The organism is Streptomyces sp. NPDC001220 (genome assembly GCF_053597895.1).
In genome coordinates this window covers 122,240-138,011 of sequence record NZ_JBSFJE010000009.1, presented here as the reverse complement: position 1 = coordinate 138,011, position 15,772 = coordinate 122,240, and the positions used below count along the sequence as shown (strand labels likewise).

15 protein-coding genes are annotated in these 15,772 nt (G+C 71.4%); 7 read left to right on the top strand and 8 right to left on the bottom strand.

The annotated features are described in order from the left end of the window. The first annotated feature begins 1 nt into the window (after position 1). From ACWDGI_RS22420 to ACWDGI_RS22405, 4 genes are all read left to right on the top strand, one after another. On the top strand, positions 2-160 hold the full coding sequence (locus ACWDGI_RS22420; RefSeq protein ID WP_019992579.1) for a DUF4177 domain-containing protein: 159 nt from the start codon (positions 2-4) through the stop codon (positions 158-160). After that, positions 157-624: a RidA family protein gene (locus ACWDGI_RS22415; protein WP_450761593.1), complete on the top strand. Its 468-nt coding sequence runs from the start codon at positions 157-159 to the stop codon at positions 622-624. Before ACWDGI_RS22420 ends, ACWDGI_RS22415 begins: the two co-directional genes overlap by 4 nt. Positions 625-876: 252 nt before the next feature. Beyond that, positions 877-1,752, top strand: a complete 876-nt coding sequence (locus ACWDGI_RS22410; RefSeq protein ID WP_450761591.1) for an NUDIX hydrolase — start codon at positions 877-879, stop codon at positions 1,750-1,752. A 2-nt stretch (positions 1,753-1,754) separates the two neighbouring features. After that, complete coding sequence (locus tag ACWDGI_RS22405) at positions 1,755-2,585, top strand: MBL fold metallo-hydrolase (RefSeq protein WP_351713357.1); 831 nt, start codon at positions 1,755-1,757, stop codon at positions 2,583-2,585. 171 nt (positions 2,586-2,756) lie between these two features. Here the strand turns inward: ACWDGI_RS22405 and ACWDGI_RS22400 are convergent, their stop codons facing one another. After that, on the bottom strand, positions 2,757-3,587 hold the full coding sequence (locus tag ACWDGI_RS22400) for a nucleotidyltransferase domain-containing protein (RefSeq protein ID WP_450761589.1): 831 nt from the start codon (positions 3,585-3,587) through the stop codon (positions 2,757-2,759). Positions 3,588-3,691: 104 nt separating this feature from the next. Beyond that, entirely contained in the window at positions 3,692-4,366 is a 675-nt protein-coding gene (locus ACWDGI_RS22395) for a Crp/Fnr family transcriptional regulator (RefSeq protein ID WP_018547939.1), read from the bottom strand. 357 nt (positions 4,367-4,723) lie between these two features. Between ACWDGI_RS22395 and nth the strand changes: the two genes are divergently transcribed. The 3 genes from nth (at position 4,724) to ACWDGI_RS22380 (ending at position 7,734) form a co-directional block, all read left to right on the top strand. Next, complete coding sequence (gene nth / locus ACWDGI_RS22390) at positions 4,724-5,716, top strand: endonuclease III (protein WP_450761587.1); 993 nt, start codon at positions 4,724-4,726, stop codon at positions 5,714-5,716. Positions 5,717-5,813: 97 nt separating this feature from the next. After that, a complete protein-coding gene (locus ACWDGI_RS22385; RefSeq protein WP_450761585.1) occupies positions 5,814-6,521 on the top strand; it encodes an NUDIX hydrolase in 708 nt (235 codons plus the stop codon). Positions 6,522-6,534: 13 nt separating this feature from the next. After that, positions 6,535-7,734 (top strand): MarP family serine protease, encoded by a 1,200-nt coding sequence (locus ACWDGI_RS22380; RefSeq protein WP_450761991.1) that lies wholly within the window; start codon positions 6,535-6,537, stop codon positions 7,732-7,734. A 4-nt stretch (positions 7,735-7,738) separates the two neighbouring features. Here ACWDGI_RS22380 and ACWDGI_RS22375 read toward each other — a convergent pair whose 3' ends face one another. The 6 genes from ACWDGI_RS22375 to ACWDGI_RS22350 all read right to left on the bottom strand — a co-directional run bounded on the left by ACWDGI_RS22375 (position 7,739) and on the right by ACWDGI_RS22350 (position 15,750). Further along, positions 7,739-7,918, bottom strand: coding sequence for a hypothetical protein (locus ACWDGI_RS22375; RefSeq protein WP_351713367.1), 180 nt, complete (start codon positions 7,916-7,918; stop codon positions 7,739-7,741). 127 nt (positions 7,919-8,045) lie between these two features. Continuing rightward, positions 8,046-8,966 (bottom strand): alpha/beta fold hydrolase, encoded by a 921-nt coding sequence (locus ACWDGI_RS22370; protein ID WP_450761583.1) that lies wholly within the window; start codon positions 8,964-8,966, stop codon positions 8,046-8,048. Further along, the gene (locus tag ACWDGI_RS22365; RefSeq protein WP_360492386.1) at positions 8,963-9,448 is read right to left on the bottom strand and encodes a phage holin family protein; all 486 of its coding nucleotides are present in this window, start codon (positions 9,446-9,448) and stop codon (positions 8,963-8,965) included. The genes ACWDGI_RS22370 and ACWDGI_RS22365 overlap by 4 nt, the downstream gene beginning before the upstream one ends. A gap of 170 nt (positions 9,449-9,618) precedes the next feature. Beyond that, positions 9,619-11,007 carry a Na+/H+ antiporter NhaA gene (nhaA, locus tag ACWDGI_RS22360; protein ID WP_450761581.1) on the bottom strand — a complete coding sequence of 463 codons (1,389 nt, stop codon included), beginning with the start codon at positions 11,005-11,007 and terminating at the stop codon, positions 9,619-9,621. 192 nt (positions 11,008-11,199) lie between these two features. Beyond that, positions 11,200-13,158: an acetate--CoA ligase gene (gene acs / locus ACWDGI_RS22355; protein WP_450761579.1), complete on the bottom strand. Its 1,959-nt coding sequence runs from the start codon at positions 13,156-13,158 to the stop codon at positions 11,200-11,202. Positions 13,159-13,329: 171 nt separating this feature from the next. Further along, positions 13,330-15,750 carry a SulP family inorganic anion transporter gene (locus ACWDGI_RS22350; RefSeq protein ID WP_450761577.1) on the bottom strand — a complete coding sequence of 807 codons (2,421 nt, stop codon included), beginning with the start codon at positions 15,748-15,750 and terminating at the stop codon, positions 13,330-13,332. Positions 15,751-15,772: the final 22 nt, after the last annotated feature.

Sequence of the window (15,772 nt, the reverse complement as noted above, 5' to 3'; positions counted from 1 at the left end):
CATGACCAAGTGGGAATACGCAACCGTGCCGCTGCTCGTCCATGCCACGAAGCAGATTCTGGACACCTGGGGCGAGGACGGCTGGGAGCTCGTCCAGGTCGTGCCCGGGCCCAACAACCCCGAACAGCTCGTGGCCTACCTGAAGCGGGAGAAGCCGTGACGAGCGCCGTCGAGGCCAAGCTGGCCGAACTCGGTCTTTCGCTGCCGGCGGTCGTCCCGCCGCTCGCCGCCTACCAGCCGGCCGTCCGGTCGGGTGTGTACGTCTACACCTCGGGCCAGCTGCCGATGGTGGACGGCAAGCTTCCGGTCACCGGCAAGGTCGGTGCCGAGGTCACCGCGGAGGAGGCCAAGGAACTGGCCCGCACCTGCGCGCTGAACGCCCTCGCCGCCGTGAAGTCCGTCGCCGGTGACCTGGACCGCATCGCGCGCGTGGTGAAGGTCGTCGGCTTCGTCGCCTCCGCGACCGACTTCACCGGCCAGCCCGGCGTGATCAACGGAGCCAGCGAGCTGCTCGGCGAGGTCCTCGGCGACAAGGGCGTGCACGCGCGCAGCGCGGTGGGCGTCGCGGTGCTCCCGCTGGACGCACCGGTCGAGGTCGAGGTCCAGGTCGAACTGCTGCCGTAACGGCATCCGGCCGGTAGCCGACGTAAGCGCTGTCGTAACGGCATCCGGGCGGTAGCCGACGTAAGTGCTGCCGTGACGGCATCCGGGCGGTAGCCGACGTAAGTGCTGCCGTGACGGCATCCGGCCGGTAGCCGACGTAAGTGCTGCCGCGGCGGCATCCGGCCGGTAGCCGCCGTGAGTGCTTCCCGTGGCACCTCCGGGTGCCCCGGAGCCCCTCTCGAACATTCGCTCCCCACGGGATAGCCTCCGGTAATGGCCGATGGACAGTGGTATCCCCCGGAGTGGCCGGACCGCATCCGCGCACACGCGGAGGGCACCCTCGTGCCGGTGACCCCGAAGCGCGCGGCGACCGTCCTGCTCCTCAAGGACACCCCCGGCGGTCCCGTCGTCCACATGCTGCGCAGACGCGCCTCCATGGCCTTCGCCGGAGGCGCGTACGCGTATCCCGGCGGCGGTGTCGACCCGCGCGACGACGACCAGCAGGTCCGCTGGGCGGGCCCCACGCGCGCGTGGTGGGCGCAGCGGCTCGGCGTCGACGAGGCGGGCGCCCAGGCGATCGTCTGCGCCGCCGTGCGGGAGACGTACGAGGAGGCCGGCGTCCTGCTCGCGGGCCCGGCCGCCGACGCCGTGGTCGGGGACACCACCGGGGACGACTGGGAGGCCGACCGCGCGGCCCTGGTCGCCCGTGATCTGTCCTTCGCCCAGTTCCTGGACCGGCGGGGCCTGGTCCTGCGCTCGGACCTGCTGGGCGCCTGGACACGCTGGATCACCCCGGAATTCGAGTCCCGCCGCTACGACACCTGGTTCTTCGTCGCCGCCCTCCCGGAGGGCCAGCGCACCCGGAACGCCTCCACGGAGGCCGACCGCACGGTGTGGATCCGCCCGGCGGAGGCGGCCGCCGGGTACGACAAGGGCGAGCTGCTGATGATGCCGCCCACGATCGCGACCCTGCGCCAGCTGATGCCGTACGGCACGGCCGCCGAGACCCTCGCGGCGGCGCCCGCGCGGGACATGACCCCGGTACTGGCCCGCGCCCGCCTGGAGGACGGCGAGATCGTCCTGAGCTGGCCGGGCCACGACGAGTTCACCAAGCACATACCGACCGACCTCACGACCGGGGGAGCCTGAGCATGACGAACGCAGCAGCCCTGCCCGGCCAGCCGCGCGGCGGGGTCCTCTCGGGTCCCGCCACCGCACGGGCCGTCAACGTGCTGGCGCCCAACGCCTCCGTGATGACCCTGGACGGCACGAACACCTGGATCGTCGCCGAGCCCGACTCCGACCTGGCCGTCGTGATCGACCCCGGTCCGCTGGACGACGGCCATCTCGAGAACGTCGTCGACACGGCGGAGAAGGCCGGCAAGCGCATCGCGCTCACCCTCCTGACCCACGGGCACCCCGACCACGCCGAGGGCGCCGTCCGCTTCGCCGAGCTGACCCGCACGCGCGTGCGTGCCCTCGACCCGGCGCTGCGCCTGGGTGACGAGGGACTGGCGGCCGGCGACGTGATCACGACCGGCGGCCTGGAGCTCCGGGTCGTACCCACCCCAGGCCACACCGCCGACTCCCTGAGCTTCCACCTCCCGGCCGACCGCGCGATCCTGACCGGCGACACCATCCTGGGGCGCGGCACGACGGTGGTGGCCCACCCGGACGGCCGCCTGGGCGACTACCTGGACTCGCTACGACGGCTGCGCTCCCTGACGGTCGACGACGGCGTCCACACGGTCCTGCCGGGCCACGGACCCGTCCTGGAGGACGCCCAGGGCGCCGTCGAGTTCTATCTGGCCCACCGAGCCCACCGGCTCGCCCAGGTCGAGACGGCCGTGGAGAACGGCCACCGCGGCCCGGCCGAGGTCGTCGCCCACGTCTACGCGGACGTGGACCGCTCCCTGTGGCCGGCCGCGGAGCTGTCGGTACGGGCCCAGCTGGACTACCTCGGCGAGCACGGGCTGATCTAGCCGCAGCGCGCAGCACGCAGGCTTGGGATCCCGCAGCCCGCAGCCCGCAGCCCGCAGGCCTGGGATCCGGCAGCCCGCAGCCCGCAGCCCGCAGGCCCGGGACCCTGCAGCCCGCAGGCCCGGGATCTCGCAAGCCCGGGATCCGGGCGAACCCAGCCCTTGAGGCCGGACCTACTCCCAGCCCTCGGGTCTGGGGGTCCGCACGCCGTGCACGCGCGCGTACTCGTCCGCCAGCCAGGGGCCCAGGTCGTCGACGTACGACCGCAGGACCGTAAGGTCGCCGACGGGCTCGTACCCCAACCCGGCCGCGCGGCGCAGCTGTTCGGCCCGCTCCGGGTAGTAGCCGGCGAACACCTCCGCCATCTCCCGCAGATCGCTGGTCCAGCCGTTCCAGCGGGGCATGACGAGGGTGAAGCCGGTCCGCACCAGATGCCGTGACATGAAGCGCACCAGGGGCCGCAGGGCCTCCTCGCTGTCGCCCGCGGCCGCGATCCGCTGCCGCCAGCGCGGCAGGTACCGGGCCAGGTCGCCGTTGGTCTCGCGGGCGAGCAGGGAGTCGGGGCGGTAGCGGGGCAGGTACTCGGCGAGGTCCTCGCCGAGCAGCGGGGTGCACAGGCAGGCCACGAACCAGCCGATGTCGTACCGCTCCCGCTCGTCGAGCACCCGCGCGCGGGAGAAGAGCAGGGTCCCGACACCGTCGATCTCCGGGAACTCCTTGTCGACGGCCTGGCCCAGGTCATGGGCCGCGTCCCGGTCGGCGCCGCTCGGCTCCGTCCGCAGGACGACCACCAGGTCCAGGTCGCTGCGTCCCACGCGCGCGGTGCCGCGAGGAATCGACCCGTAGAGGTAGGCGCTGTCCAGCCGCGCCCCGAAGACGTCCAGGAGGCGGTCGCGGGCGGCGGCGACCACGGGGCGGAACGCGTGCGGCACGCGCGCGTGCGAACCCTCGCGCTCGATGAAGCCCAGGGGGTCGAGTCCTCTGGACGGGACCGTTTCAGGCATGGAGCAACCAAATCTGAGCCCGCCCGATGGCTGAGGACGAGGCCGAAGGCCGACAGGCGGGGTACCGGGGGCGGCAGCCCCCGGAGACGGCGACTACCGGGCGACTACCGGGAACGCTTCGCCAGACGCTCGACATCCAGCAGGATCACGGCCCGCGCCTCCAGACGCAGCCAGCCACGCTGGGCGAAGTCCGCCAGTGCCTTGTTCACGGTCTCGCGGGACGCGCCGACCAGCTGGGCCAACTCCTCCTGCGTGAGGTCGTGGACGACGTGGATGCCTTCCTCGGACTGCACACCGAAGCGGCGCGACAGGTCCAGGAGGGCACGCGCGACCCGGCCCGGGACGTCGGAGAAGACCAGGTCGGACATGGCGTCGTTCGTCTTGCGCAGCCGGCGGGCGACGGCGCGCAGCAGGGCGGTGGCCACCTCCGGGCGGGCGTTCAGCCAGGGCTGGAGGTCACCGTGGCCCAGACCCAGCAGCTTGACCTCGGTCAGTGCGGTCGCCGTCGCCGTACGCGGGCCCGGGTCGAACAGCGACAGTTCGCCGATCAGTTCGCCGGGGCCGACGACGGCGAGCATGTTCTCGCGGCCGTCGGGGGAAGTGCGGTGGAGCTTTACCTTGCCCTCGGTGACGACATAAAGCCGGTCGCCCGGGTCGCCCTCGTGGAACAGGGAGTCGCCACGCGCGAGGGTCACCTCACTCATGGAGGCACGCAGCTCCGCGGACTGCTCGTCATCGAGCGCCGCGAAGAGCGGGTTGCGCCGCAGAACGTCGTCCACGAGTTCTCTCCTTGTCGACCTGCTCAGGGGATCTTGCTCCCCCTTGTTACCAGGGGACCGTGCTCCCCATTTTGCCGGAGGATTCAAACAGTGTGATCTGTCACAAGGATGCCGCACAGGTGTCCCGAGGTAAGCGGCAGGGGTCCAATCGGGGGCTGATCTTCCGGGTCCGGGGCGGATGTCGGTGCCGGGCTCTAGGCTGGCCGGGTGTCCAAATCGCCGGTGAGAGCACAGGCCAAGGGGGCTGGGCGGGTGGTTGTACGTCGTGATTCCGCCGTGGGCGAACAGGGGTCCGATGCTGCCCCTGATGAGCCGAAAAAGGCGACGAAAGCGGCAAAGGCCGTGAAGAAGGCCGCGGTGAAGAAGACGGCGACGAAGAAGGCGGCGACGACGAAGAAGGCGGCGGCGAAGAAGACGGCGGTGGCGAAGACGACTGAGCCCATGAAGAAAGCGGCGGCAGCGAAGAAGGCGGAGCCCGCGAAGAACCCGGATCCCGTGAAGAAGGCGGTGGCGAAGAAGGCGGCACCCAAGAAGGCCGTCGCCGAGAAGCCGCAGGTGGCCTGGAAGCCCGAGTCGCACACCGCCCTGGTGCGCCGTGCCCGCCGGATCGACCGCGAACTCGCCGAGGTCTACCCGTACGCCCACCCCGAGCTGGACTTCGAGAACCCCTTCCAGCTGCTGGTCGCCACGGTGCTCTCCGCCCAGACCACCGACCTGCGCGTCAACCAGACCACCCCGGCCCTGTTCGCGAAGTACCCCACCCCCGAGGAACTGGCCGAGGCCAACCCGGAGGAGGTCGAGGAGATCCTGCGGCCGTGCGGTTTCTTCCGGGCCAAGACCAAGTCGGTGATAGGGCTCTCCAAGGGCCTGGTGGAGTCGTTCGGCGGCGAGGTCCCGGGGCGGCTCGAAGACCTCGTGAAGCTGCCCGGCGTCGGCCGCAAGACCGCCTTCGTGGTGCTGGGCAACGCCTTCGGGCGCCCCGGCATCACCGTGGACACGCACTTCCAGCGACTGGTGCGCCGGTGGCGGTGGACCGCGGAGACCGACCCCGACAAGATCGAGGCGGCCGTCGGCGCGCTGTTCCCCAAGAGCGAGTGGACGGACCTCTCGCACCACGTGATCTGGCACGGCCGCCGGATGTGCCACGCCCGCAAGCCCGCCTGCGGGGTCTGTCCCATCGCGCCGCTCTGCCCGGCCTACGGCGAGGGCGAGACCGACCCGGAGAAGGCGAAGAAGCTGCTCAAGTACGAGAAGGGCGGCTTCCCCGGCCAGCGCCTCAAGCCCCCGCAGGCGTATCTGGACGCGGGCGGCAGGCCGGCGCCGCCACTCGGCGCCGTATCGGGGACATGACCCAGGGACCTTCTGAGGGGCGAAAGACGGAACGATCAAGGAGTCTTCGGGCGTTGGAACGGGCAGGCCGGGGCAGCGGGGCGGGACGGGGGATGCCATGACACAGGGCGGTAGGGCGCACACGGGGGATCCGCACGCGGACGTGGTGCTCAGCAAGGACGGCCTGCCGGAGTGGCTGGACCCGGTGGTGCGGGCCGGCGAGACGGTCCAGCCGGTCCAGCTGAGCCGCTTCCTGCCGCCGGAGAACGGCGCGGGGCGGCAGTCGGCCGTGCTGATCCTGTTCGGCGAGGGCGAGCAGGGGCCGGAGCTGCTGCTCATGGAGCGGGCCGGCAGCTTGCGCTCGCACGCCGGGCAGCCCTCGTTCCCCGGTGGCGCCCTCGACCCCGAGGACGGCGACCCGAAGGCCGACGGGCCGCTGCGGGCCGCTCTCCGCGAGGCCGAGGAGGAGACCGGGCTCGATCCGGCCGGTGTGCAGCTGTTCGGGGTGCTGCCCAGGCTGTACATCCCGGTGAGCCACTTCGTGGTCACCCCGGTGCTGGGCTGGTGGCGCGAGCCGAGCCCGGTGGGGGTGGTGGATCCGAACGAGACGGCGAGGGTCTTCACGGTCCCCGTGGCGGATCTCACGAATCCGGCCAACCGGGCCACCGCCGTGCACCCCAGCGGCCACCGAGGTCCGGCATTCCTGGTCGAATCGACCTTGGTGTGGGGGTTCACGGCCGGGGTGATCGACCGGCTGCTGCACTACGCGGGATGGGAGCGCTCCTGGGACCGCGAGAAGCTGGTCCCGCTCGACTGGCGGTCATGACAGGGTGTCCACCGTGAATGTGCTGGACATCCTGTTGCTGGTCGCCGCCGTGTGGTTCGCGATCGTCGGCTACCGCCAGGGGTTCGTCGTCGGCATCCTGTCGGTGATCGGCTTCCTGGGCGGCGGACTCGTCGCCGTCTACGTCCTCCCGGTGATCTGGGACGCGGTGACCGACAACGCCGAGGTGGGCACGACCGCCGCGGTGGTCGCCGTGGTCGTCGTCATCGTCTGCGCCTCGGTCGGCCAGGCGCTGACCACGCATCTGGGCAACAAACTGCGCCGGTACATCACCTGGTCCCCGGCCCGCGCGCTGGACGCCACCGGCGGCGCGCTGGTCAACGTCCTGGCGATGCTGCTGGTCGCCTGGCTGATCGGCTCCGCGCTCGCGGGCACCACGCTGCCGACGCTCGGCAAGGAGGTCCGTAACTCCAAGGTGCTCCTCGGGGTGTCCAGAGCGCTGCCCAACCAGGCCGACACCTGGTTCGCGGACTTCTCCGCGGTCCTCGCGCAGAACGGTTTCCCGCAGGTCTTCAGCCCCTTCGCCAACGAGCCGATCACCGATGTCTCACCGCCCGACCCGGCGCTCGCGAACAGCGCGGTGGCCACCACCGCCCAGCGGTCCATCGTCAAGGTGACGGGCACCGCGCAGAGCTGCGGCAAGATCCTCGAGGGCACCGGCTTCGTCTTCGCCGACCGCCGTGTCATGACCAACGCGCACGTGGTCGGCGGCGTCGACGAGCCCACCGTCCAGATCGGCGGCGAGGGCCGCAAGTACGACGCCAAGGTCGTCCTCTACGACTGGCAGCGCGACATCGCCGTACTCGACGTGCCGGGCCTGCCGGCGAAGGCCCTGAAGTTCTCCGCGGCGGACGCGGGGACCAGCGACAGCGCGATCGTCGCCGGGTTCCCGGAGAACGGGTCGTACGACGTCCGTGCCGCCCGGGTGCGCGGCCGTATCACCGCCAACGGCCCGGACATCTACCACCGAGGCACCGTCCGTCGTGACGTCTACTCGCTGTACGCGACCGTCCGTCAGGGCAACTCCGGCGGCCCGCTGCTCACGCCTCAGGGCAAGGTGTACGGGGTCGTCTTCGCGAAGTCACTGGACGACGCGGACACCGGGTACGCCCTCACGGCCGACGAGATCCAGGCGGACATCGCCCGGGGCCGTACCGCGAATCAGCAGGTCGGGACCGACAGCTGCGCACTGTGAGGGATCACGCGCGGGTATGGCGCAGACGGACCGAGACCCAGCGGGCCCGGCGCCGCAGGATGTGCGGAATCCCCACCCTGAGGTCCGTGCCCGGCAACTGCGGGGCGGCTCCTCGATGGGAGTTCAGACCGCCTGTCGTACGGCGGTTGCGGGGTGCGTCACTGTAGTCGTGCGTCCAGCCCATACCCCGACGTCTGCCCCCGCCCCAAGGTCGATAACCTCCGGCACGGCCCTCAATCGGCCTATGCGCGGGGCATGTGGCCGTTCGTAGAACAGGTGTGCAGATCCGGATACCGGGCGCATCGGCGCGGTCACCGATCGGGCTCGGGGTCTTTCAGCCAGTTGACCAGTTCGGTGGAGAACACGACCGGGTCCTCCTCGTGCGGGAAGTGCCCGAGTCCGTCGAACAGCCGCCAGCGGTACGGGGCTTCGACGTACTCGCCGGAGCCGGCCGCACTGCGGGTGCGGGCCACCGGGTCCAGGGAGCCGTGCAGATGCAGCGTCGGGACGCGCACCGGGCGCTTCATCCGGCGGTTGAACTGGATGCCGTCCGGGCGGGCCAGCGAGCGCACCAGCCAGCGGTACGGCTCGATCGAGCAGTGCGCGGTGGAGGGGATGCACATGGCCCGCTGGTACGTCTCCACCGTCTCGTCCTCGGGCAGCCGCGGCCCCGACCAGTCCCGGATCAGCCGGCCGACCAGCGCCCCGTCGTCGGCGGTGAGCTGCCGCTCGGGGACCCACGGCCGCTGGAAGCCCCAGATGTAGGAGGCGGCGGCGGACTGCCGGCGGTCCCGGAGCATCGCCGAGCGCCAGCGCCGCGGGTGCGGCATGGACACCACCGCGAGGCGTCGTACCAGCTTGGGGCGCATCGCGGCCGCGGTCCACGCCAGATAGCCGCCCAGGTCGTGGCCGACCAGCGCGGCGTCCGGCTCGCCCAGCGAGCGGATCACGCCGGTGATGTCGAGGGCGAGGTTGGCCGGGTCGTAGCCGCGCGGGGTCCGGTCGCTGCCGCCGACGCCCCTGAGGTCCATGGCGACGGCCCGGAAGCCCGCGTCGGCGAGCGCGACCAGCTGGTGCCGCCAGGTCCACCAGAACTCCGGGAAACCGTGCACCAGCATGACCAGCGGGCCGTCGCCGAGTTCGGCGATGTGGAAGCGCGCGCCGTTCGCCGCGACGTCCCGGTGGGTCCAGGGGCCTTCGAGCCGTACGGCCGAGGGGGCGGGATCGCTCATGACGACGAGCGTCCCACAGCCTCGATGGCCGGCACGTCATCCCTGGGGAGTGCCGGACGCGGATGCGGCTTGGCGTTCTGCAGTACGCCCGCCGTCTCCTTCACCGACGCGGCGACCTTCTGCGGGCCCTGGCCCTTCTTGGCCTTCTTCGCGAACACCACGCCGATCAGCGCGAGGGCGACGGCCACCAGGACGTTCGCCGCGAAGGAGAGCAGGAAGCAGATCGCGAGGTTCCAGTGGCTCCAGGTCCGAATGCCGTACGCCAGCGCGAAGTTGAGCATCGGCAGGGAGAACAGCAGCAGCACACCGGCCGCCGAGAAGGCGCCACCGCTCGTCGCGCCCCGCTTGACGTCCTGCTTCAGCTGGGCCTTGGCCAGCGCGATCTCGTCGTGCACCAGCGCCGACATCTCGGCCGTGGCCGAGGCGAACAACTGGCCGATGCTGCGTTCGGCACCGACCGGGCTGCCGTCGGGTGCGCTCATCGCGGTCTCCCTCTGCGTACTTGTCATCGTCTTTTGTACCGTCTCGTCAGATCATGCCGGACGGTTGCCCTGCGCGCCTGCCCCGCCCGGCACTTCGGCAGGCGCGTCGTGCCTGTGACGGCCTTCGGCGGTCCCTGCCCGGCCGTGCCCGTGGTGACCTTCGCCGGCGCCTACCCGGCGCCCTGCCCGGCTTTCTCGGCGGCTATGCGGCGGTGTTCGGCGGCCTTGCGGTCGTAGATCTCCGCCATCCGCAGGTGGTACGCCGGGTCGTCCTGCTCGTAGACGTCCGGGATGCCGTCGAGGTCGTCGTCCCGCTCCTCGGCCTCGACCAGCCGCCGGTAGCGGGCGTTGCGTATCTTCAGCAGCACCGTGGCGCACAGGGCCGCGATCAGCGAGCCGGTGAGCACGGCGGCCTTGACCTCGTCGGTGAGCACGGCGTCGCCGGCGAAGGCGAGTTCGCCGATGAGCAGCGACACGGTGAAGCCGATACCGGCGAGCGAGGCGACCGCGAAGACGTCGCCCCAGGCCAGGTCCTCGCTGAGCGAGGCCCGGGTGAAGCGGGCGGTCAGCCAGGTGCCGCCGAATATCCCGACCGTCTTGCCGACCACCAGTCCGAGGACCACCCCGAGCGTCTCGGGTCTGCCGAACACGTCCCCGAGCGCCCCTCCGGACACCTTCACGCCGGCGCTGAAGAGCGCGAACAGGGGCACGGCGAGCCCCGCCGACAGCGGCCGCACCAGATGCTCGATGTGCTCGCCGGGGGAGTGCTGCTCACCCTTGCGGGTGGTGCAGCGCAGCATCAGGCCCATGGCGACACCGGCGATGGTCGCGTGCACGCCGCTGTTGTACATCAGCGCCCAGATGACGAGCGCTAGCGGCACGTACACGTACCAGCCGCGTACCCCCTTCCTCAGCAGCAGCCAGAAGACGGCGAGGCCCAGGGCCGCGCCGCCGAGCGCGGCGAAGTCGATCCGGGCGGTGAAGAAGACCGCGATGATCAGGATCGCGAACAGGTCGTCGACGACCGCGAGGGTGAGCAGGAAGGCGCGCAGGGCGCCCGGCAGCGAGGTGCCGATGACGGCCAGCACGGCCAGCGCGAAGGCGATGTCGGTGGCCGTGGGCACCGCCCAGCCCTGGGTGGAGCCGCCGCCGGCGAGGTTGGTGAGGGTGTAGACGAGCGCCGGTACGGCCATCCCGCACAGCGCGGCGACCACCGGCAGCACGGCCGCCTTCGGGTCCCGCAGGTCGCCGGCCACCAGCTCGCGCTTGAGTTCGATGCCGGCGACGAAGAAGAAGACCGCGAGCAGGCCGTCGGCGGCCCAGTGGGTGACGGAGAGGTTCAGGCCGAGGGCGCCGGGGCCGAGGTGGAAGTCACCGACGGTCTCGTAGCTGTGGTGCAGCGCTGGGATGTTCGCCCAGACCAGGGCGGCTATCGCGGCGATCAGCAGCAGCACACCGCCGACGGTCTCGGCCCGCAGCGCGTCCGCCACGATGGTCCGCTCGGGCAGCGAGAGCCGTCCGAGGACCTTGCGGGCGGGGGTGGTGCGGGGCGCGGACACGGAGACCTCCGGTCGGTGGGCAGGACGGGTCTACTTGCCGACCAGACTTCCCGGCACACCTTGAGGAACACGCTACTTTGCTTAGTTTACCTAAGGTGTGGCGAGAGTTGCCAGGTGAGTCTCACGGTAGGTGCAAAAGGGGCGCCCGGCGCGTTTCGCGCCGGGCGCCCCTTCTGGGACCGTCGGTTGGGGTCAGTCCTCGCTCGGCGCCGCCGGGAGCTTCGCCTGGATGAGGTCCATGACCGTCGAGTCCGTCAGCGTGGTCACATCACCGAGCTGGCGGTTCTCGGCGACATCGCGCAGCAGCCGGCGCATGATCTTGCCGGAGCGGGTCTTCGGCAGCTCCGCCACCGGCAGGACCCGCTTGGGCTTGGCGATCGGGCCGAGCGTGGCGCCGACGTGGTTGCGCAGCTCGTTGACGAGGCCCTCGTCCTCGGCGTTCGCCGTGCCCCGCAGGATCACGAAGGCGACGATCGCCTGCCCGGTCGTCTCGTCCGTCGCGCCGACCACGGCCGCCTCGGCGACCGACGGGTGCGACACCAGCGCCGACTCCACCTCGGTCGTGGAGATGTTGTGCCCGGAGACCAGCATGACGTCGTCCACCCGGCCGAGCAGCCAGATGTCGCCGTCGTCGTCCTTCTTCGCCCCGTCACCGGCGAAGTACTTGCCCTCGAAACGCGACCAGTAGGTGTCCAGGAACCGCTGGTCGTCGCCCCAGATGGTGCGCAGCATCGACGGCCACGGCTCGGTCAGCACCAGGTAGCCGCCACCGCCGTTGGGTACCTCGTGCGCCTCGTCGTCCACCACCGTGGCCGAGATGCCGGGCAGCGGGGTCTGCGCGGAACCGGGCTTGGTCGCGGTGACACCCGGCAGCGGCGAGATCATCATCGCGCCGGTCTCGGTCTGCCACCAGGTGTCCACGATGGGGGTCCGGTCGGCGCCGATGTGCTTGCGGTACCAGATCCAGGCCTCGGGGTTGATGGGCTCGCCCACCGAACCCAGCACCCGCAGGGAGGACAGGTCGAACTTCGCGGGGATGTCGTCGCCCCACTTCATGAACGTCCGGATCGCGGTGGGCGCCGTGTACAGGATCGTCACCCCGTACTTCTGCACGATCTCCCAGAACCGGCCCTGGTGCGGGGTGTCCGGGGTGCCCTCGTACATCACCTGCGTCGCGCCGTTGGCCAGCGGCCCGTACACGATGTACGAGTGGCCGGTCACCCAGCCGACGTCGGCCGTGCACCAGTACACGTCCGTCTCCGGCTTGAGGTCGAACACCGCCCAGTGCGTGTACGACGCCTGGGTGAGGTAGCCGCCCGAGGTGTGCAGGATGCCCTTCGGCTTACCCGTCGTACCGGACGTGTAGAGGATGAACAGCGGGTGCTCGGCGTCGAAGGCCTCGGGCGTGTGCTCGGCCGACTGCCGCTCGACGATCTCGTGCCACCACACGTCCCGGGTGTCGTCCCAGGCCACTTCCTGGCCGGTGCGCCGGACGACCAGCACATGCTCGACGTTGCCGGCCTTGCCGGCCGCCTCGTCCACGGCCGGCTTGAGCGCGGACGGCTTGCCGCGCCGGTAGCCGCCGTCGGAGGTGATGACCACCTTGGCGTCCGCGTCCTGGATACGGGTGGCGAGCGCGTCCGCCGAGAAGCCGCCGAAGACCACGGAGTGCGCGGCGCCGATCCGGGCACAGGCGAGCATCGCGATCGCCGTCTCCGGGATCATCGGCATGTAGACCGCGACCCGGTCGCCCTTGCGGACTCCCAGTTCCAGCAGGGCGTTCGCCGCCTTGGAGACCTCGTCCTTCAGCTCGGCATAGGTGATCGCACGGCTGTCGCCGGGCTCGCCCTCGAAGTGGATGGCGACCCGGTCGCCGTGGCCGGCCTCCACATGCCGGTCCACGCAGTTGTACGCGACATTGAGCTCGCCGTCCTTGAACCACTTCGCGAACGGCGGGTTCGACCAGTCCAGCGTCTCGGTCGGCTCCTTGGCCCAGGTCAGCCGGCGGGCCTGCTCGGCCCAGAAGCCGAGCCTGTCAGCCTTGGCCTGTTCGTACGCCTCGGCCGTGACATTGGCGTTCTCGGCCAGGTCAGCAGGCGGCGCGAAGCGTCGCTCCTCCTTCAAGAGGTTGGCCAGGCTTTCGTTGCTCACGACATCTCCCTTTCCAAGGGTGTCCGTTGTGTCCCAGGCCACAGCTCATCAGACCCGGGGGCCCGGTGACAAGGGCCGTCGAAAAATTGGTTTAGACCTGTCGGTTGCGGTGGGACACACAGGGCCCGCCGGTGCCGGCCTGGACGGCGTCGGCAGGTCCCCGCCGCCTCCTCAGGCCGGGCTGCGCAGCTCCTCCGCGCCCGGTACCCCCTCGAACACCTCTCCCTCTTCCTCGCCTTCGGGCCGGCCCAGCAGATACGCCTGCGCCTCGCCCACATGGAAGTACATCCCCTGCAGCTCCAGCTCACCGGCCGCCAGCGCCCGCGACACCGAGTCGTGTGACCGCAGGTGCTCCAGCTGCTGGACCACATTGGTCAGACAGAGCCGCTCCGCCGTGTCCGCCGCCGCCCGCCCGGCCAGCCGGACCCCAGGAAGACCGTCGTCGGCCAGCCGCGCCAGGCTCGGCAGCCCGTGCCGCAGCCAGCGTCCCAGCGAACTCGTGCCGCCCTCGGCACCGGAACTCAGCAGCGCCTGCATCGCCCCGCACCCGGAGTGCCCGCACACCGTGATGGACCGCACCTTCAGTACGTCCACCGCGTACTCGATCGCGGCCGCCACCGAGTCGTCGCCGTTCTCCTCACCCGGAAGGGGGACCAGGTTGCCGACGTTACGGACCACGAACAGGTCGCCCGGACCACTGGAGGTGATCATCGAGGTGACGAGCCGGGAGTCGGCGCAGGTGAGGAAGAGCTGCGACGGCCGCTGCCCCTCGCGCGCCAGCCGGGCCAGCTCCTCCCGTACCAGGGGCGCGGTGTCGCGCTGGAACAGGCCGATCCCCTGCGCGAGCTCATGACCGGCTCCGTCAGCCCTGCCGCCGCCCCAGCGGGCGAGGCCCGCCCCGACGAGGCCCGCCCTGACGAGGTCCGGCCTGACGAGGCCCGGCCCAAGTCCGTGACCGGCACCGGGCTCGGGGCGAGGCCCGTGCTCCGGTCCGTGGTCGTACTCCGGTGAGCGCACGCCCACCCGGCAACCGGTCAGCTCGGCGGAGCCGCCCTGCGCGACGTGGGCCCGGCGCCAGTCCCGCAAAGACTCGTACGCCGCGTGGTCCATGAACGAGCCGTCCAACTCCACGACGGCGGGCGCTCCTTGGGGCACGAGGTGCAGGGCTCTGCTGAGCCGGGGCACCGCCAGGAACGTCAGCTGCCCTCTCACGTGTACGCGATGGACTCCTCCCTTCTCTTCATGGGTGATGCGGGTGCGGGCGAGGCGGTTCAGGGCGACGGCGACAGCCACGGCGACCCCGAGGAGCACGCCCTCCAGGACGCCGAGCATCACCACGCCGAGTGTGGTGACGGCGTACACCGCGACCTCACGGTGGCGGGTCACCGTGCGGATGTGGTGCAGGGACACCATCTGGATGCCGACGGCCATCACCAGGGCGGCGAGCGAGGCGAGCGGGATGAGATCCAGGACCGGGACCATCAGCAGCGCGGCGACTACTACGAAAACGCCGTGCAGCATCGTGGAGTTCCGGCTGACGGCACCAGATTGCACATTCGCCGAACTGCGCACCGCGACCCCCGCGACCGGCAGTCCGCCGAGCGCCCCGGAGACGATGTTGGCCGCGCCCTGACCGAGCAGTTCGCGGTCCAGGTCGGACCGGCCGACCCAGGACTGGGCTCCGGGACGGCCGGCCACCAGCTTGTCCACGGCGACGGCGCCGAGCAGCGACTGCACACTGCACACCAGCGTGGTGGTGAGCACGGCGGCCACGATGCCGAGCACCGGTCCCTCGGGCAGCCCCGCCAGGGCGTGGCTGCTCCAGGACGGCAGGTCGACCCGGGTCAGGGTGAGCCCGGTGAACGAGGCGGTCGCGGTCGCACCGGCGACGGCGACCAGGGCCGCCGGGACCGTGCGCAGCAGACGGCCCGCTCTGCCGGGGATCCGGGGCCAGCCGAACAGCAGGGCCAGGGTCAGCACGCTCATCGCCACGGCGGCCGGGTGGAGGTTCGCCAACTGGGCCGGCAGTGCGCGGACGTTGGCGAGGACCGAGCTCTGCGGGTTGCCGCCGAGCACGATGTGCAGCTGGGCGACGGCGATGGTGACGCCGATGCCGGCGAGCATGCCGTGCACGACGGCCGGGCTGACGGCGAGCGCGGTGCGGGCCACCCGCAGGCAGCCCAGGCCGAGTTGGGCCAGTCCGGCGAGAACGGTGATGCCGCAGGTGGCCTGCCAGCCGTAGCGGTGGATCAGATCGGCGGTGACCACGGTGAGCCCGGCGGCCGGGCCGCTGACCTGGAGTGGGCAGCCGCCGAGCCGCCCGGCGACCAGTCCGCCGACGGCCGCCGCCACCAGCCCGGCCTGTAGCGGGGCGCCGGTGGCGAGGGCGATGCCGAGGGACAGCGGCAGGGCGATCAGGAAGACCGAGAGGGACGCGGACAGGTCGGCGCCCTCGATCCGCAAACGCCGTCGGCGTGGGGGCGTGGGCGGGCTCGGCGGCCGGTCAGCGCCCTTGGTGTGCTGGGGACTTGTGGCTCCGGCCTGGGCCAGGCCGAGGTTCTCGGGGTGGGTGGGTACGCAGGCTGATGACATGTTTCCCGTCTCCTCCGGGGCA